Raw genomic sequence first — 15,980 nt, forward strand, 5'->3', positions numbered from 1 at the left:
GGTCGTCAGTCGGCAAACCAATAGGCAACCGCTCGCGACTCCACGCTGATCCGAGGGACCGGATCGGGTGGGCAAGAGGAATCGATGAACGCGCTGTGCGGAACCTGCACGGGAAAGGTGGGATCCGAATCATATTGCTTGAAGATCAGCACGTCGTCGCTTGACATTCGTGAGTAATAGCACCAGCGATGCGCGGGGTTAGGACGAACGAACACAGCTTCAAAGGTGAAGCCATCGGTCAGGAAGTGCGAATCGCCGGCGACGATATCTTCCTTTGCGAAAGTGCGTGCATCGCATATGGCGAGAGGTGTGTCGGTTGGCCCCTTCGACAAGAGTCGCCAGAAATTGAACAATGCCATGCGTTTGATTGAGCGGATCGGCGGTGGCCCGTAAGCCCATGGGATCATATGGGCGACGCCTGCCGCAGTGATGTCACCGTGGACGATCGGTACCGGAAAACCATTGTTGAGATTCGCATCTTGCGCCGGCACGCTGCGGCGGATGGGACTGGCGTTAGCCATTTCCACATGATCTGCATCGATCAGGGTCTCGAGGAGGTCCTTCAGCTCCGCGCGGTAGCGCTCGAATGAAGGCTTGGGACCGGTTAGATCCTCAATGGTGCCGCGATGGGGGATAAGGGCGAAGCCCTCCATTTCGAGCCGCGGCGCCGTTTCGCTGGCGCTCACATCCTCGATCGCCACTCTGACCGCTTGCAGAGGAAGGATGTTGCGCGTGAAGTCCTCGTTGAACACTTGCGGCCGTACGCCTTGGTTATCTATATAGTTCAGGTCCGCGTCCACCTGACGAACCCGCACAGAAATATCATCCATGATCGTCGATCCTCGAAATGTGCTGTAGGCGCCTTCGCGCGCCGAATAGAGAAGGGCGGTCTTCAGTCCGCGAACCAATAGCAGGCCGAACGCGCCTCAATGCTTACCCTAGGAACCGAATCGGGAAGGCAGCTCCGATCTTCGAAGGCGGTGTGGGGGCACTGCAACGCGAAGCGGCGATCGCTGTCATATTGCTTGAAGACCAGTACCTCGTCCGCACCCATATTCGGGAAATAAAACCAGCGATGATTGGCGTTCGCGCGGACGAACCCGCTTTCGAACGATATACCCGAAGTCATGAAGCGTGAGTCGCCCGGCACGACATCGCCGGGCGCGACGCTGCGGGCATCGCAGACAGCGAGCGGAAGATTGGTCGGCCCGGGAGAGAGCAGGCGCCAGATGTTGAACACCGTCACGCGAGCGATCTTGCGGTTCGGCGCTTTGGGGTAAGCCCATTCGAGCATGTGCCAGACGCCCGCCTCGGAACAGTCGCAATGGATGAAGGGCACCGGCAAGCCGCTGTCGTGATTGGCTTCGCCCGGCGGGCGCGCTCGACGGACCACGGTATTCGTCGCCATGTCGACATGATCGGCGCCAGTCATCGCCCGCAGCAGATCCCGCAGTTCGTTACGATAGAGCTCCGACGCGTCGACGTTGTCCGTCAGATTCGTGACGGTGGTCTGGTGGTGCTGCAGGACAAAGCCTTCGTGGTCGAGTGTCGGCGTTTCGGACGCTGCTCCGCCATCCTCGATGCGCACCTCAATCGGTACGAGCGGCAGGATGTTGCGGGAAAAATCCTCGTTCCAGACTTCCGGACGGATGTCTGTTTCCGCGAGATAGTTGACTTGAGCGGTGGTAAACCGATCCTGCGGCCTGTTTCCGATACTTGCAGATAGCGACATTGGACGTGCTCTCTCCAAAAATTGAAGACAAAAGTGCTGGCCCAGATTGCGGATCCTCGGTTAGCATGACCGCCGTTCATTTCTAACGCAGACCTCGCGGTCAGGTCATTCCGTTATTCGAGGGGGATCCAGTCTGCATCGTCATGATCGATCCTGTTGCGGGTAACAACTTTGACGTGGGACGCAGCGAATCCTCTTGAACGCGCTACGGTTGGCGCGCACTGCAAGGTCGCCTTCTACGCCGCGCCCAATGTAGTCGAACAGCCCCCGCGGCAGTCGGTGTCGCGCTGCGGCTTCGGATTCGGCAATGTTGTGCATGGCTCGGAGCGGTAGTGGTTGGCTGAACATTTGTGCACAAAATCCCCGGAGGGGCTGACGCGATGACTTGGTCGGCACGACGACTTCGTACGTCACTGAATCTCAGGACAGCGCCATCTCAGGATCGCCAACTCGACCGGTCGGCCTTGTCTCCTTTAACCCGAGTGATAACAGCGCCATCGCGCCAGCGCATCCCGCCACCACCATCACCGCCGCCTGCACGCCACGAGCATCTGCGAGCCAACCCGCAGCGACAGGAGCGACGACTCCTCCAAGCAGCGTCGCAACCGAGATATTTAGCCCGATCGCCGTCGAGATCAGGTGCAACGGGACACTTTCAGCGGGAACGGTGGCGAAGAACAAGGTACTCGCCCCAGCCGACGCCCAGCCAAAGAACATCAAGACGGCAAGCAAAGGAACGGCTCCATCGAAACCGATCATTGCTATAGGGCAAAGCATCCCGACGAGATTAGCCAAGATCGCTACTGGCTTACGCCCGAACCGGTCCGACAGCGCTGGGATGGCGATGCCCAGTATTAGGCTCGATAGCCCGAGCACGCTCAGCAATAACCCCATGGTGGTTGAATCCATCTGGCGGATCTGCACGGCGCAAAGCGGTATGAAAGCGGCGCCGACGGCAAGGTAGGCCATGGCAAGTGCCGAAAGCAGCCAGCAAAGCCAGACATTACGGATCCGGAGCAACCCAAGTACGCCGCCCTGGTGGCGATTTTCCGATGCCGCAGCAACAATGGCAGAGGGCTCTCTGAGAACAGCCGCAGCCACCGCAGCGCAGAGCAGCGCTGGACCGATCACCACGAAGAAACCCGCCCTCCACCCATAATGCGCCGCAAGCGAGGCCAGCACGATGGGTGCCGCCAGCCAGCCGAGGAGGCTAGCTCCGAAGGTTTGAACGATGCCCATATTAAGCCCCTTACGCTCAGGCGCGGATTCGATTGCAACCAAAGACTGCACGAGCGGCAGCATCGGCCCTTCCAGCAGCCCCATCAGCATACGAGCAGCCAGGAGAGCGGAGAAGCTCTGCGCGAAGCCCGCGAGCACCGAACAAATTCCCACACCAACGAGCACGGTCACAAGTATTGGCTTACGCCGCCCTGTACGATCGATCAATCGGCCGGTGATATAGCACGAGATGGAATAGGTGACCCAGAAGCTTGAGATGAGTGCACCCACCTGCGTGTTGCTCAGGCGCAGCGCAGGCCGGATCGTAGGAAGCAGATAGTTGATACCGAACATATCTATGTTGACGATTCCTACTGCCGCACATAGCAAGACAACGAGTCCAATCTCATAGCCACGCCTGCTCGCACTCATATCCCCTCCCTATTCTGATCGGACACGGTTCTCAACTCACACTGCGATCCCAGACACGACGGTCGTCGATTACCGGCCATGGTGGACAGGCCGACTACGGCCAGGCCCTCTCAATCCCGAGGCGACTCCGGAGCCCTTGCAGGGGTCTGCTACGAGAAATGGGATAAAGCCAAGTCCTGGTCACGAGACGTTTCCTCCCCCAAGACAGCGACGGATCTGTGGCGCCAGCGCGGCAGTCACGGGCAACATCAATAGCGATTATAGATCGTTTTAGACGGCGCGCAATTTCTATTTGCGCACTGCCTTCCGCCAACTAACGGCATTTCTATTTAACTAGAAACGACTCACAACCTGACGCATCGACCTTCTCGGAAACAATGAGATTCACGTTCAAAACCGGTCGAGCTAGTGACTTAGCCGGCTTGAACTGCACCCAGCAAAAGAGACCCATGCGAACGATTGCCGACCATGCACGCTCCGGTAACGTCCCGCGATGAGTGGGCTGGCCGCCCGTTGTGAGACATCACTAAGGAGTTTGGCGTGATCTGGAGTTGACGGTTAAGAAAAGCGCGAACGGTTTCGTTCCCCATCTGGTTCTTCAGTTTTCCGCTTGACTCCAGCGGCGAAACGCCTCGATCGATCGATCGGTTGCCGGGAAGATATCGAAGAGTGCCGTGCCGTTATCGATCTCCTCTGCCGCGAAAGCTTCGTAGTCCGAAGCCGATGCCGTATCGCGTGCGACGTCCTCGATGATGCCCGCAGGGATGACGATAACGCCCTCGCCATCGCCCATAACAAAGTCGCCTGGATAGATTGCAACCCCTGCGCAACCGATCGGTTGACCGATATCTACTGGATGCAGCCCTGCCGGCGATGCGCAAGGCGCGTTTTCCCGCTGATATGCCGGCAACCCTGCCTCCACTATGCCGGCCGTATCACGGAAGCCACCGTCCGTGACCATTCCCGCGCAGCCGCGGAAACGAAGCCGGCGCGCCATCAGGTCTCCGGCCGATGCTGCGCGGATACAGCTCCTGGCGTCAATGACGAGCACCGCGCCAACCGGGCATTCTTCGATCGCCCGGCGCTGCACATTGTCGGGCCGTGCCAGCCACGCCATAGTGTCGATATCTTCGCGCGCCGGGATGAAGCGAAGCGTGAATGCGGGCCCCACCATGACGTCCGTACGGTCCGCGACGGGGCGAATCCCGATAAGGCATTGGTTGCGCAGACCACGACGCAGGAGGGTCGCACTGACCGTGGCAACGCTCGACCGGCGCAAAGCCGCAACAGCTTCGGAAACAACACACGCCTCGTCGCGTGACGATTCGATCATCCTATTGGTCCTTCAGGAAGAAACTCTCTTTTCTGCCGCTATTCTGCGCATCGATATCGGACTGTCGAGTTTCCTCGACCGGGAAGATTAATTCCACCGAAACCCCATTGGGATCCTTCATGAAGAACTGTGTGTTGCCGAAACCTGGCAGCACAACAGTCTTGAAGGCTATGCCCGCCGCCTCCAGGCGGCCGCGTATTTCCTCGGCACCGCTGCTCGAGAAGCTGACGTGGTGAAAATAGCCCGATCGCGCGGGAGCCTGCCCTTCGACCAGAAGCATGACGTGGACCGTCGGCTTGCCATTCTCGCAATAGAGCCAGGCACCCGGAAAGGGCAGCGTCGGCCTGTGTCCTTCGCTCAGGCCCAACAGATCGCAGTAGAAGCGTTTGGTGGCATCGAGGTCGTTGGTCTCGATTGCGTAATGGTCGACGTGGTGCAGACCCATGGCTGCCTCCTTGAAGAAAGACGCGGACTAACGGTTGGGAAGACCCACAATGGCCTCGATTTCGACCAATATGTCGGGCAGTGCCAACGCCTTGACGCCAATCAGCGTGCTCGCCGGCCGGTGGGTACCGAAGAATTGCTGGCGTATCGGGTTGATGAGGGTCCGGTGCTCGACATCGATGAGCAGGACGGTGACCTTGAGTATGTCGGCGAAGCTCGCGCCGGCGGCGGCCAGGATCCTTTCGAGTGATTGGAAGATTGCGGTCGTTTGCTGGACGACATCCCCCTTGCCGATGATGTTGCCAGCCGTATCGAGCGCGACGACGCCGGAAACGAATAAGGTGTCACCGAAACGCACCGCATCGGCATAATGGCTGAGCGCTGGCGCCGCTCCCGGCACATCGATCTCTTCGCGTTCCTTGGTGGTCATGGATTTCCTCGTTCGGCGTGATAGCAATGCATAGCGGATGCTGCTGTAAAAACGAACATCAATCGTTAGTATAGCAACTGGTTGCTAGTTTCTGCGCTGATTTTGTACACGGCCGTCGAACAAACCCGAGGCGCAAGACTATGTCGGGCACGGCGTGGTGAGGGTACGACGGCATGTGTCGGTATACGAGGATGAACGCATCGAGAGGTCGAGCGCGATCGCGACGCTGAGCAGAGCGCCAACGATGTTACGCAAGGCTTTGGCGTGAGATCAGTTTCGGCAGTGATGTTGCAGATTGATGATCGTATAGGCGAGCGCGTTTAACGCGTAGCGCACGTCACTACTGCAATTGAAGCGCAGCAGCAGACTGCGGAACTTATCTTCCGCGGCAAAGACGCGTTTGATGGCCCTGAATCGTTCCTCGAAAAGCGCCGGATCAAAAGGGCTGTCTGCAGCCCCCGCTCGCTTTTTTTGTCGCCCACGCGGGTTCTCCGGAGTCTTCGGGGTCATGCCGTGATAAAAGATCACCTTGCGATGGGCCGGGGGGGTGTAGGGCCCGTCCCGACTGAGGGTTGAATCTTGCAGGTCCGCACCACCGGCGCAGGCCATTTTTGGTTAGTCTGAGCAGTGCGTCGTACAAGGACGGCGATTTGTTGCGATTGTCCGGGGCCGTCGCGAACGGCGCGATGATGTTGTGGTCGCGGTCACAGGGGCGATAACCTTGCAGCCCTTGAGATGCTTGTGTCTGTGACACCGAAGGTCGTCACAGCCTTTGTTTGCTGAAGTCCTCGCGCCATCGCCGTAGATGGTGGAAAGGTCAAGGAGCTGGTGCTTATGAGGCTCGGTTTAAACAGAGTTCTCATGCCGTCCCGGGTTGGGACTCATGTGTCCTGCTTGTGCCTCTTGGTGCTCGGGGCGGTCGGCCTCTTCGACGTCGGGTGTGCCGCTTTCGAACTAGATTCACCCAAGATCATTTCGCAAATGACCTTTGTGATCTTCCGGTCATTTACCAAGGCGGAATTGAGGTGATGGTTGATAACGAAGCCATCGAAGGCGAACACGGCTAACTGGGCAATGGAGTTGGCGTCGAAACGGTCCCGACGGTCTACCGGCAGGCATTCGGTGATCAACTTCTGCATATGCTGGCTCAGCATATTCAATATCGTTGGCTGATAATTGTCCGAATCGGTCGATACAGCCAGCGCCTGCAGGAGATTGTTCATGTAGTTGTCACGCGCCAGCGGGATATCATGCCAGAATCGCCAAAAAACGAACTCGAGGCGTTCGTGAGCGTCCTCGATCTTGGCTGCCTCCCGCTCGGTGAGCCGAACTTGGGCCAACAGCCAAGGCTCGATGATCGCGAAAATTATCGAAAGCTTCGAGGGAAAGTACACATAAATTGTCGAACTGGCCAGTTCGGATTCCTTCGCGATCTGATTTATCGTTGTTCCAATATAGCCGTTGCTTTGGAATAGTTTTTCCGCCGATTTCAAAATCCGATTTCTGACTTCATCTTTCTTTACCTGGGCCATGCCGGAATTTCATCCCATCACGAAAAAAATGTAATCGAGCGATCATGAGGAGCCGCCAGCCCAGCCTCGAATCCCTGCGGCTCAAGCGGTATGATGCCTGCGGCTGTCCATTTCTGGCTATAGTACCCGCGAATGATCTGGCGCGCATGTACCGTCCCTGCCACACCCGGAGTCTGATAAATATCGCGAAGATAGTTGGACAGGTTAGGGTAGCTTGCGATGGTTCGCTTGTTGCACCGGAACAACGGGTAATAGACCAGTTCGAACAGGAACAGGGAGGCAGCGAGCCGCCAATCGGTCTCGGTGATTTCCGCGGCAGCGAGGTATCGGCTGCTTGAAAGCCTCTGCTCAGCCCAGTCCAGAGTGTCGAATATGTCCGAACAAGCCTCGTTGTAGACTTCCTGCGATTCCGCTGCACCTGCGCGGTAGACCGCGTTGTTCAGACCAAGATAGATCCGGTCGTTCATTCCGTCGATACGAGGCCTCAGCGGGGGTGGGTAATAGTCCTGCTGTGCACTTGTGAAGTGATTGAACTCGTTGTTCAACATTCGGATGATCTCGCCAGACTCGTTGTTCACGATGGTACGGCGCCGCCTGTCCCACAAGACGGGAACCGAAACGACGCCGGTGTAATCCGGCTTGGCGCAGGTATAGGCTTGGTGGAGGTGGGTGAACCCCTCCACATCGTCCGTAGTCGACCCGTCCATGGTATCGCCGAACACCCAGCCGTCCCCGCCGCCGTTGGGAATGGCCACGCTCATACTGATCACTGAAGACAGTTTCTTGACACTGCGATAGACAATTGTGTGCCAAGCCCATTGGCATCGCAGTGAAACATAGAGATGGTAGCGACCCGCACGGCTCGGAAATTCCGGGGACCTGTCCGCCCGCACCCAGTTGCGGAACTTTGGGGGCTGGCGCACGAGCCCTCCCTGCTCCTGCCGAAGGACGGAGACGTCTGCGACCCAGCGGCCGTTAATCAGCTGACCCATACCATCCATACCAACGAATACGCCACGCTTCGCGCCGCTTGTGGTGCCGTCGCTGACCCGGACTGGAACGTTCGACCAGAATTCCATGGGAAATCTCACTTCTTTGAGACATCGACCTCTCCCGTAGTCTGGATAGTTCGCTCTTGCACACGGTCGCGTACTTTTTCATTAACGATTATAGTTCCGTTATAGGAAGGCCGCCAGCTCCCTGAACACCCTATTGTCCATCCCTATCACAAAGGAACTCTTGCGTGACCGATCGAAAAATTACTATTCCCGATGGAATGGAGCAGATTGTTGAACGCGCGGGCTATGCGCCAGCTGTCAAGGTAGGAGCAACTGTATTTTGCGCCGGGCAAGTAGGGCGTACACGTGAGCTTGAGGTCATCCACGATCCTGAGGCACAGTTCCTGGCGTGCTGGGATAATTTAAAGGTACTTCTCGATGCGGCAGGCTGTACGTTTGAGGACGTTGTCGAGATGACGACATACCACGTACAAATGAGTGTACATATGTCAGTCTTCCGTGAGGTGAAGAACCGGGTTTTTCCGCGCGGCACGTGCACCTGGACTGCGATTGGGGTATCGGAGCTTGCCCATCCAGGCCTGCTGGTCGAGATCAAGTGCGTTGCGATACAACCGAGCGCGACCACGGCATAACAGTCCGCTGGCGCTGATTTTGAAAGGCACGTAGCAAGTTCCCTTCGTCGATGCGTCAATAGGCGGATATAGGGGCGATCATTTGCATTGCTTGCCCAACAGGCCGACCGCGCCACGCACAAAATCCGGGAGCTTATTCAGCAGCGCCAGTCAAGTACCTCACTTCGGACTTGCAAGCCAGACCAGATGTGGAAAAGAGAACCTGTGCAGCGGGCAGCAGTGTTTTTCTGCTGAGTGGCGGGGTTCGGCTCCACTGTCAGGTTGCGCTTCGAATTGATCGTCGCCTTGAACTTGCGTTTCTGCATGCAAGGCAATCCCAGCTTTTTACGCAGCATTTCTATGCGATGAACTCCGAGTCGCACGCAGTGCTCATCGAGGTGTTTCTGGAAGAATTCGGGGCTGAAACTTTCACGCGTGTGCTGATCCGCAGCGAGTACCTCAGCCTCCAGTCGCGGCGCATGCCGCGACGACCGCGACCGCTTGCGCCACGCGTAGTAGCCGCTCAAGGAAGTGCCCAGCAGCAGGTATGTCGGCGGCACCGGATAGTTCTGTCGCACCTGTTCGATCACGCCGTACTTCACCGCGACTCCCTCGCGAAGCACGTCGTGACGTTTTTTAGTAAATCGCACCCTATCTTTCTTCGGCCGGCTCCCGCTTCACGCGCATGAGCTCAGCTTCACTCTCCGTTAAGGGCTTTTGATGCTCGCCCACGCGCTCCAGCGTGCCGGCCTCCGCAGCAAGCACCCCAGTTGCCACGGCCTTCATTGATATCGATAGCCGCCGCACAACCTCCGATACACACTAACGCCATCGGTCATTGCAAGCTTCACTGCGTCTTCAGGAAATTTATTCGTGTAGACGCTTTAGGCATTCGGTTCATGTATGCCTCTATTCCCGCATGTTGCGGAATGTTGGCTTCCACTCTTTCGGGTTGCCCTCAGAGCGCGCGTTCCGTTGGATCGGAACCCATCTTTGTTTTGCCACCTTTCGTACAGAGGTCATCGCGAAGGTGCATGGCAGCTATTGACAAAGGCACCATTGGTCTGAATAACAGTTTGGGCTGCCGCCCGGCCCACGGCTCGTCGAGCCGTACTATCACATAGTCTGAATGGTGCCGTTCGGCGAGTGCGATTTCCGGGATGATGGCGATTCCCAGTCCGGCAATGACCATATTGCGAATCGCCTCGAAGTTGGTCACCTGGATGGCCAGACACATAGGACACCGCAGCGCTTTGGCCGCCTGGGTAGCAAGGGCAAGAATGGCTCCGACCTCTGAGAAGATGGAGCCATGAACAAGTCGAACAAGTCTTCTGCTGAAGTCCGCGAACGTGCTGTGCGCATGGTGCAGGAGCATCGGGGCGAGTATCCGTCACAGTGGGCAGCGATCGAATCCATCGCCCCCAAGATCGGCTGCACGAGCCAGACATTGCTGGGGTGGGTCAAACGAGACGAAGTCGATAGCGGCGAGCGCGAGGGCGTGAGCACATCGGAACGCGAACGTCTTAAAGCACTGGAGCGCGAGGTCTAGGAACTGCGCCGCGTCAACGAGATTCTGAAACTGCAAGCGCGTTATTCGCCCAGGCGGAGCTCGACCGCCGTCTGAAGTCCTGAAGGCCGTCATCGATCAGCATCGCGACACCTTCGGGGGGCGAGCCGATCTGCAAGGTCTTGCGGATTGCCCCGTCGAGCTACCGGCGCCATGCTGCGCAGCTTCGCGATCCGTCGCGCCGCTGCGCTCGTGCTATACGCGATGAACGCCTGCGACCCGAGATCCAGCGTGTGTGGCAAGCCAACAAGCGTGTCTATGGAGCGGATAAAGTCCGGAAGCAGATGAACCGGGGGCGTATCGCGGTGGCTCGCTGCACGGTCGAACGGCTGATGAAGCAACTGGGTTTGCGTAGCGTAATGCGAGGCAAACGTGCTCGCATGACCATTGCCGATGCGGCGGCCGCTCGTCCGCTGGATCGGGTCAACCGGCAGTTCAGGGCAGACCGGCCAAACCAGCTCTGGGTTTCTGAATTCACCTATGTCTCGACGTGGCAGGGCTGGCTCCGCGTGGCCTTCGTGATCGACGTGTTCGCCCGACGGATCGTCGGTTGGCGCGTCAGTTCGTCGATGGCTACAGATTTCGTTCTGGATGCACTTGAAGAGGCACTTATTGCACGGCGCCCAGGCGGCGATGGACGTTGATACATCACTCCGACAGAGGCTCGCAATACGCTAGCATTCGCTATAGCGAGCGACTGGCCGAAGCGGGCATAGAGCCCTCGGTTGGTAGCAGTGGCGACAGTTACGACAACGCACTGGCCGAGACAATCAACGATTTGTACAAGGCCGAACCGATTCATCGCCGCACCTAGAAAACACGCGAGTCCGTCGAGTTGGCAACGCTGGAATGGGTGACCTGGTCCAATCATCATCGATTGATGGAACCCTCGGCTCCATCCCCGCCTGCTGAAGCTGAGGCACACTATCATCGGCAACTTGAAACACCGGTCGCCGAACCCACATCAACTTAAACCAACCGGCCTCCACGATTTCCCGGGGCGGTTCATCCGCTTACCGCGAATTTAAAGTAGCCGGTCATGCACGCGCATAAGCGTGCGTCCCGCGCCCGAATACCAAGTCGAGAGCTTCAGGTGAGGCCTCGCCGGGCGCAGTTGTGAGACGGCCAATTTCTTCGACAGCAGCGAGCGCTCGACCCGTGGCGGGTCTAGCCGCGATTCTTGCGAGCCATTCCATCAACCTAGGATACTCGGCCTCGACACCGGGCCCAAAAATTCTACTGAGAGGACGCGCCCACGGAAAGGTAGCGATGTCCGCGACGCTGTAGTCACATCCCCCAAGCCACTCTGCTTCACTCAGTCGCGTCTCTAGGGCACCGATGACTCGATGCGCCAAAGTACTGTATCGCGATAAGGCATAGTCGTTACCGTCAGGCGCGAACAGATGGAAATGTATGAACTGGCCAAACAGTGGGCCAAGGCCGCTCATCTGCACCATGAGCCATTCCAGCACTTGGTACCGTCGCGACGCCTCGGAGGGAATCAATTTTCCAGTTTTCTCAGCAAGGTAAATCAAGACCGCTCCCGACTCAAATACCGTGAGCGGGCTACCAGTTGGCCCATCCTCATCCACGACCACCGGCACTTTGGCGTTCGGGTTGAGCCGCATGAATTCAGGAGAGAAATTTTGCCCGGCCATAACGTCAACCGGGATCGCCCGATACTCAAGCCCCATCTCTTCCAAAGCGAGGTAGATTTTCAATACGTTCGGGCTGTCCGCCGCATAGAGTGTAATCAACGCAGTTCCTTATTGTGGTGATCGTTACATAAATGGTATAGTACTGAAGTTCTTGAGTTTGTCAAGCATTTATGTGGTGATCGATACAGAAAGAGGAATGCAATGGCTGATCGTGGTCGCCCTCGCAGTTTTGACCGTAATGTCGCTCTTGTCCGCGCGACGCGCCTTTTCTGGGAGCGTGGATATGAAGCCACGTCGCTTGCGGACCTCACTGCGGCAATGGGAATAAATTCACCGAGCCTGTATGCCGCCTTCGGTTCCAAGGAAGCGCTTTATAGCGAGGTGGTCGAGTTATACGTCGACGCCGAAGCCAAAAGCAATCGAGCCGTTCTTGAAGCCGCGTCTACGGCGAAAGAGGCAATCGAAGGTTTGCTTCGCCGTGCCGCCGGGCGCATCGCTCGCAAGGGAGAGCCCACGGGCTGCCTGATCATGCTTGGCGCGATAAATTGCGCACCAGAAAACAGCCACATCAGTGAGCATCTGACGGCGCAACGACAACTTGCCGAGCGGGCCATTCGGGAACGCATTGAACGAGGAGTGGCTGATGGAGACGTTGGCTCGCTCGCAGATATTAATGCTCTTTCGAGCTTCTATGTGTCAATCCTTAAGGGGCTGTCCGTTAGTGCGCGCGACGGTATGAAGCAGGCCGAACTCGAGAAAGTCGTGACATGCGCTATGGCGGCCTGGGATGCTTCATGCCGAGGCAGAGATGAAGGTGGCAGTAACCGTCGCGGAGTTGCTCGCCTTCGACGAGGCTACCGTTCCTCTCCCTAGAGGATGAAAGAGACTTCCCCGTCCCGCGGCTGTGGCGGAAGCCGCAAATCGGCATCGATGATGCCATGATGAAGTTTCGAACGTTCATCAACACCAACGAAAGGGGAAGTCCATGCCCATTGTCACTATCGGAATCGATCTTGCCAAGAATGTATTCGCCATTCGCGGTGTGGACGAGGCCGGCAAAGCGATGCTCATCAAGCCACATGTTCCGCGCGATCAGCTGGCGAGGTTGATCGCACCGCTGCCAGCGTGCCTCATCGGCATGGAGACCTGCTCCGGTGCGCATCACTGGGCTCGTGTGTTCCAGCAGCACGGCCATACCGTCAAACTCATGGCGCCCAACCTCGTGGCGCCTTATCGCATGTCCGGCAAGCGGGGCAAGAATGACGCGGCGGATGCTGCTGCGATCTGCGAAGCGGTGACGGTCCGAGCATGCGTTTCGTGCCGTTGAAGGATGAACATCAACAGGCGACGCTTTGTCCGCATCGGACACGGCAAGGTTTCGTCGAAGAGAGGACGGCGACCTACAATCGGTTGCGCGGCCTGCTCTCGGAATTCGGCGTGGTGCTGCCACAGAGCCCGGAGAAGTTGCGCAGGCACATCACAGAACATCTGGACACATTGCCGGGCTGGGCGAAGCGCAGCATCAGCGATCTGCTTGAGCATGCCGGCGATATCGAGGATCGCCTGCTCGAATACGACCGTGCGATCGCTGAGATCGCGCGTGAGGACGCGCGCAGCAAGAGGCTAATGCAGTTGCGCGGCATCGGCCCAACCACGGCCAGTGCGTTGCTGGCCAGTATCGGTGCCGGGCACGACTTCAGAAACGGCCGGCAGGTGGCAGCCTCGATCGGACTCACGCCAGGTCAGTACAGCAGTGGCGGCAAGGCGCGGCTGGGCGGCATCACGAAGGCAGGCGACGCCTATCTGCGCGGCCTGCTGGTGAACGGCGCCCGCGCCGTTACTGCCAGTCTCGGCGAGAAACAGGATCGCTTCAGCCGGTGGGTCCGAACCCTTGTCGAGCGACGGGGCTACTGGCGGGCCGCCATCGCGATTGCTGCAAAGAACGCGAGATTGGCGTGGGCCTCGCTGAAATATGGCGATGACTTCAAGCTCGAACCAGTGACGGTCTGACTGCGATTTGAGTTTATCGATCAACCGGCAACTAGACGCGGCGCGCGGACATCACGAGCACGTAGAAACGATCACTTTGCACTGCCAGCGGTGATGTGAAGCGGGTTGGACCCGCGTGGGGCGTGCCTGACTAACACGACGGGGATATCTATTCCCGGCTTGAGAATGAGGCCTCTGCGCGCGTCTTTCATCAGGGTCCGGGCCATTGGCCCAACCTGACCGGTTGTAGAACCGCAGTCCTTCACCTTCTCACATGCACCCGCAAGGGAGCTTGATTACCTGAAACTCGATGCCTTCGTCGAGTGCCGCCTGCGCAGGCTCTTCGCCGGTATATCCCTGATCGGCAAACGCTACCTTGACCGTCTGGCCCGTGGCCTGCTGAACCTGACGGGCCAGTCCCCAAGCAATGCATTTTTGGAACGTGTGCTTTGCCTCCCACTGACTGACGCCTGTGCCGCCAGACGATGCTATCACTGGCCGCCTCGTCTGTTCCGAGGCACAACCCCGTGGTCGTCCCATGGAACACCTCCCGATCTGTCGAATTCGCTGCGACTGTCCGTCGTGGCTGCGGGCAATGGATCCGCGCTAGAGGCCGGCTTCGACGAGTCCCTCTTGGCACGTTATCAGCAAGGGGTAAGTCCGATGGAGACTCGTTTTGCGAAGGGCGGCCTTGCGGAACATCAATGATGCACGATTGCGTCTTGCGGAACGTGAGTCAGACCCGGTTAGGGAGCAGCCACTATATGCCTGCGAGACAAGTGCGATATGCTGGCGACTCCAAGGCAAGCTAAAGTTCGGTCGACTTCGTCGCGCAACAACTCCAGCGCACGAACGACGCCGGACTCCCCGGAGGCCGCCAACGCATAGAGCGTCGCGCGTCCGAGGAAAACCGCTTTTGCGCCAAGGGCGAGGGCCTTCACGATATCTGATCCACGCCTGATACCGCTGTCGAGATAAACCTCGATCCGGCCTCCCACCGCATCGACGACAGGGCCAAGTGAGTCGATCGTCGAGACGCAACTGTCGAAGAGGAGGGCGCCATGGTTCGACACAATGACTGCGTCGGCGCCGGCCTCGGCGCAGGCTACAGCGTCCTGTGGATTCAATACGCCTTTGACGACAAGTTTTCCAGGCCAGGCGGCGCGGACCTCCGCAAGCGTCTCCCAGTCGATCGAATCATCTTTGAGGGGGGGGGCGGACTGGCCAATGCTTCCGACGTCGGGCAATGGGTAATTCATCATCTGCGGCAAGCCGCCATTGAGCATATAACGACCCCACGTACTCACCAGCCATTTCGGGCTCAGCATTGCGTCGAGCACGATTCCGGGCCGGACCCTCGGCGGGACCGTGTAGCCGCTTCTGGCGGCGAACTCGCGATTGGGGCTGACGATTGAATCAACAGTGAAGACCAGGGTCTTGAAGCCCGCGGCCCAAGCTCGATCGATCGTGCGCATCGAAAGAAGCCGGTCACCGGACAGGTAGAGCTGGAACCATTTGGCTCCGTCGCTTCCATCGCGGATCACCTCTTCCATCGGAACCGTTGCGGCACAAGAGAGGATGAAAGGAACACCGACGCGCGACGCTGCCCGCGCCAGCTCGATCTCTCCTTTGTACCGCACATATCCCGCCGGCCCTGTTGGCGCAATACCGAAGGGAAGACTGTGCCGATGGCCGAGAACCTCGGCGCTCAGATCGCGATCGCCAACGCCAGCGAGGATCCGTGGGAGCAGTTTAATTTTCGCGAATGCCGATCGGTTATGCCTCAGAGCTACATCGTCTTCGTTGCCCCGATCGATATAGTCGAAGAGCCCTCTAGGTAGGCGTCTGCGGGCCGCTTCCCGGAAATCTTCGATGTTATATTCTGTAGTAAACAAAGAGTTATCTCCAATATGTAGCTGCCTTGTATCGGCAAATACCAAGTGTTTCGGCATCGACTCGTTTTGGGGCGAGCGATCTGCTTAAAAACGAAGTATAATCGATATTAGAGCGAGGTC

General features: G+C 58.0%; 14 protein-coding genes, 4 pseudogenes and 1 other annotated feature. Of the genes and pseudogenes, 4 read left to right on the top strand and 14 right to left on the bottom strand.

Going from position 1 to position 15,980, the window contains the following annotated elements:
* Positions 1-5: 5 nt before the first annotated feature.
* From P0D96_RS29260 to P0D96_RS29300, 9 genes are all read right to left on the bottom strand, one after another.
* Entirely contained in the window at positions 6-830 is an 825-nt protein-coding gene (locus P0D96_RS29260) for a CmcJ/NvfI family oxidoreductase (RefSeq protein ID WP_408316959.1), read from the bottom strand.
* A gap of 62 nt (positions 831-892) precedes the next feature.
* Positions 893-1,732, bottom strand: coding sequence for a CmcJ/NvfI family oxidoreductase (locus P0D96_RS29265; RefSeq protein ID WP_408316961.1), 840 nt, complete (start codon positions 1,730-1,732; stop codon positions 893-895).
* 420 nt (positions 1,733-2,152) lie between these two features.
* Positions 2,153-3,382, bottom strand: a complete 1,230-nt coding sequence (locus P0D96_RS29270) for an MFS transporter (protein WP_408316963.1) — start codon at positions 3,380-3,382, stop codon at positions 2,153-2,155.
* A 598-nt stretch (positions 3,383-3,980) separates the two neighbouring features.
* Positions 3,981-4,715, bottom strand: coding sequence for an RraA family protein (locus P0D96_RS29275; protein WP_408316965.1), 735 nt, complete (start codon positions 4,713-4,715; stop codon positions 3,981-3,983).
* 1 nt (position 4,716) lies between these two features.
* Positions 4,717-5,160 carry a VOC family protein gene (locus P0D96_RS29280; RefSeq protein WP_408316967.1) on the bottom strand — a complete coding sequence of 148 codons (444 nt, stop codon included), beginning with the start codon at positions 5,158-5,160 and terminating at the stop codon, positions 4,717-4,719.
* A gap of 27 nt (positions 5,161-5,187) precedes the next feature.
* On the bottom strand, positions 5,188-5,589 hold the full coding sequence (locus P0D96_RS29285) for a RidA family protein (protein ID WP_408316969.1): 402 nt from the start codon (positions 5,587-5,589) through the stop codon (positions 5,188-5,190).
* A 270-nt stretch (positions 5,590-5,859) separates the two neighbouring features.
* Positions 5,860-6,198 (bottom strand): hypothetical protein, encoded by a 339-nt coding sequence (locus P0D96_RS29290; RefSeq protein WP_408316971.1) that lies wholly within the window; start codon positions 6,196-6,198, stop codon positions 5,860-5,862.
* 272 nt (positions 6,199-6,470) lie between these two features.
* A complete protein-coding gene (locus P0D96_RS29295) occupies positions 6,471-7,121 on the bottom strand; it encodes a TetR/AcrR family transcriptional regulator (RefSeq protein WP_408316973.1) in 651 nt (216 codons plus the stop codon).
* A 17-nt stretch (positions 7,122-7,138) separates the two neighbouring features.
* Complete coding sequence (locus P0D96_RS29300; RefSeq protein ID WP_408316975.1) at positions 7,139-8,200, bottom strand: glutathione S-transferase family protein; 1,062 nt, start codon at positions 8,198-8,200, stop codon at positions 7,139-7,141.
* A 164-nt stretch (positions 8,201-8,364) separates the two neighbouring features.
* Between P0D96_RS29300 and P0D96_RS29305 the strand changes: the two genes are divergently transcribed.
* Positions 8,365-8,772: a RidA family protein gene (locus tag P0D96_RS29305; RefSeq protein WP_408221432.1), complete on the top strand. Its 408-nt coding sequence runs from the start codon at positions 8,365-8,367 to the stop codon at positions 8,770-8,772.
* Positions 8,773-8,984: 212 nt separating this feature from the next.
* On the opposite strand, the pseudogene P0D96_RS29310 reads toward P0D96_RS29305, so the two are convergent.
* Together P0D96_RS29310 and P0D96_RS29315 are read right to left on the bottom strand one after the other, a co-directional pair.
* Positions 8,985-9,652, bottom strand: a pseudogene (locus tag P0D96_RS29310) (transposase family protein); the annotation flags it as partial.
* 57 nt (positions 9,653-9,709) lie between these two features.
* On the bottom strand, positions 9,710-10,126 hold the full coding sequence (locus P0D96_RS29315) for a LysR substrate-binding domain-containing protein (RefSeq protein ID WP_408316977.1): 417 nt from the start codon (positions 10,124-10,126) through the stop codon (positions 9,710-9,712).
* Here P0D96_RS29315 and P0D96_RS29320 point away from each other — a divergent pair.
* Positions 10,061-11,291, top strand: a pseudogene (locus P0D96_RS29320) (IS3 family transposase). The gene P0D96_RS29315 and the pseudogene P0D96_RS29320 overlap by 66 nt on opposite strands.
* Positions 10,338-10,455, top strand: a sequence feature (AL1L pseudoknot). (Overlaps the previous pseudogene by 118 nt.)
* Positions 11,292-11,355: 64 nt before the next feature.
* Here P0D96_RS29320 and P0D96_RS29325 read toward each other — a convergent pair.
* Positions 11,356-12,075: a glutathione S-transferase family protein gene (locus P0D96_RS29325; RefSeq protein WP_408316979.1), complete on the bottom strand. Its 720-nt coding sequence runs from the start codon at positions 12,073-12,075 to the stop codon at positions 11,356-11,358.
* Positions 12,076-12,177: 102 nt separating this feature from the next.
* On the opposite strand from P0D96_RS29325, the gene P0D96_RS29330 reads away from it, so the two are divergent.
* Together P0D96_RS29330 and P0D96_RS29335 are read left to right on the top strand one after the other, a co-directional pair.
* Positions 12,178-12,849: a TetR/AcrR family transcriptional regulator gene (locus P0D96_RS29330; RefSeq protein WP_408221314.1), complete on the top strand. Its 672-nt coding sequence runs from the start codon at positions 12,178-12,180 to the stop codon at positions 12,847-12,849.
* A 112-nt stretch (positions 12,850-12,961) separates the two neighbouring features.
* Positions 12,962-13,986, top strand: a pseudogene (locus P0D96_RS29335) (IS110 family RNA-guided transposase).
* Positions 13,987-14,250: 264 nt separating this feature from the next.
* Here P0D96_RS29335 and P0D96_RS29340 read toward each other — a convergent pair.
* Together P0D96_RS29340 and P0D96_RS29345 are read right to left on the bottom strand one after the other, a co-directional pair.
* Positions 14,251-14,382, bottom strand: a pseudogene (locus P0D96_RS29340) (IS5/IS1182 family transposase); the annotation flags it as partial.
* 329 nt (positions 14,383-14,711) lie between these two features.
* Positions 14,712-15,860, bottom strand: coding sequence for an alpha-hydroxy acid oxidase (locus tag P0D96_RS29345; RefSeq protein WP_408316981.1), 1,149 nt, complete (start codon positions 15,858-15,860; stop codon positions 14,712-14,714).
* Positions 15,861-15,980: the final 120 nt, after the last annotated feature.

It is taken from the genome of Paraburkholderia sp. RL17-347-BIC-D (assembly GCF_046027915.1).
In the GTDB taxonomy this organism is placed as follows: Bacteria; Pseudomonadota; Gammaproteobacteria; order Burkholderiales; family Burkholderiaceae; genus Paraburkholderia.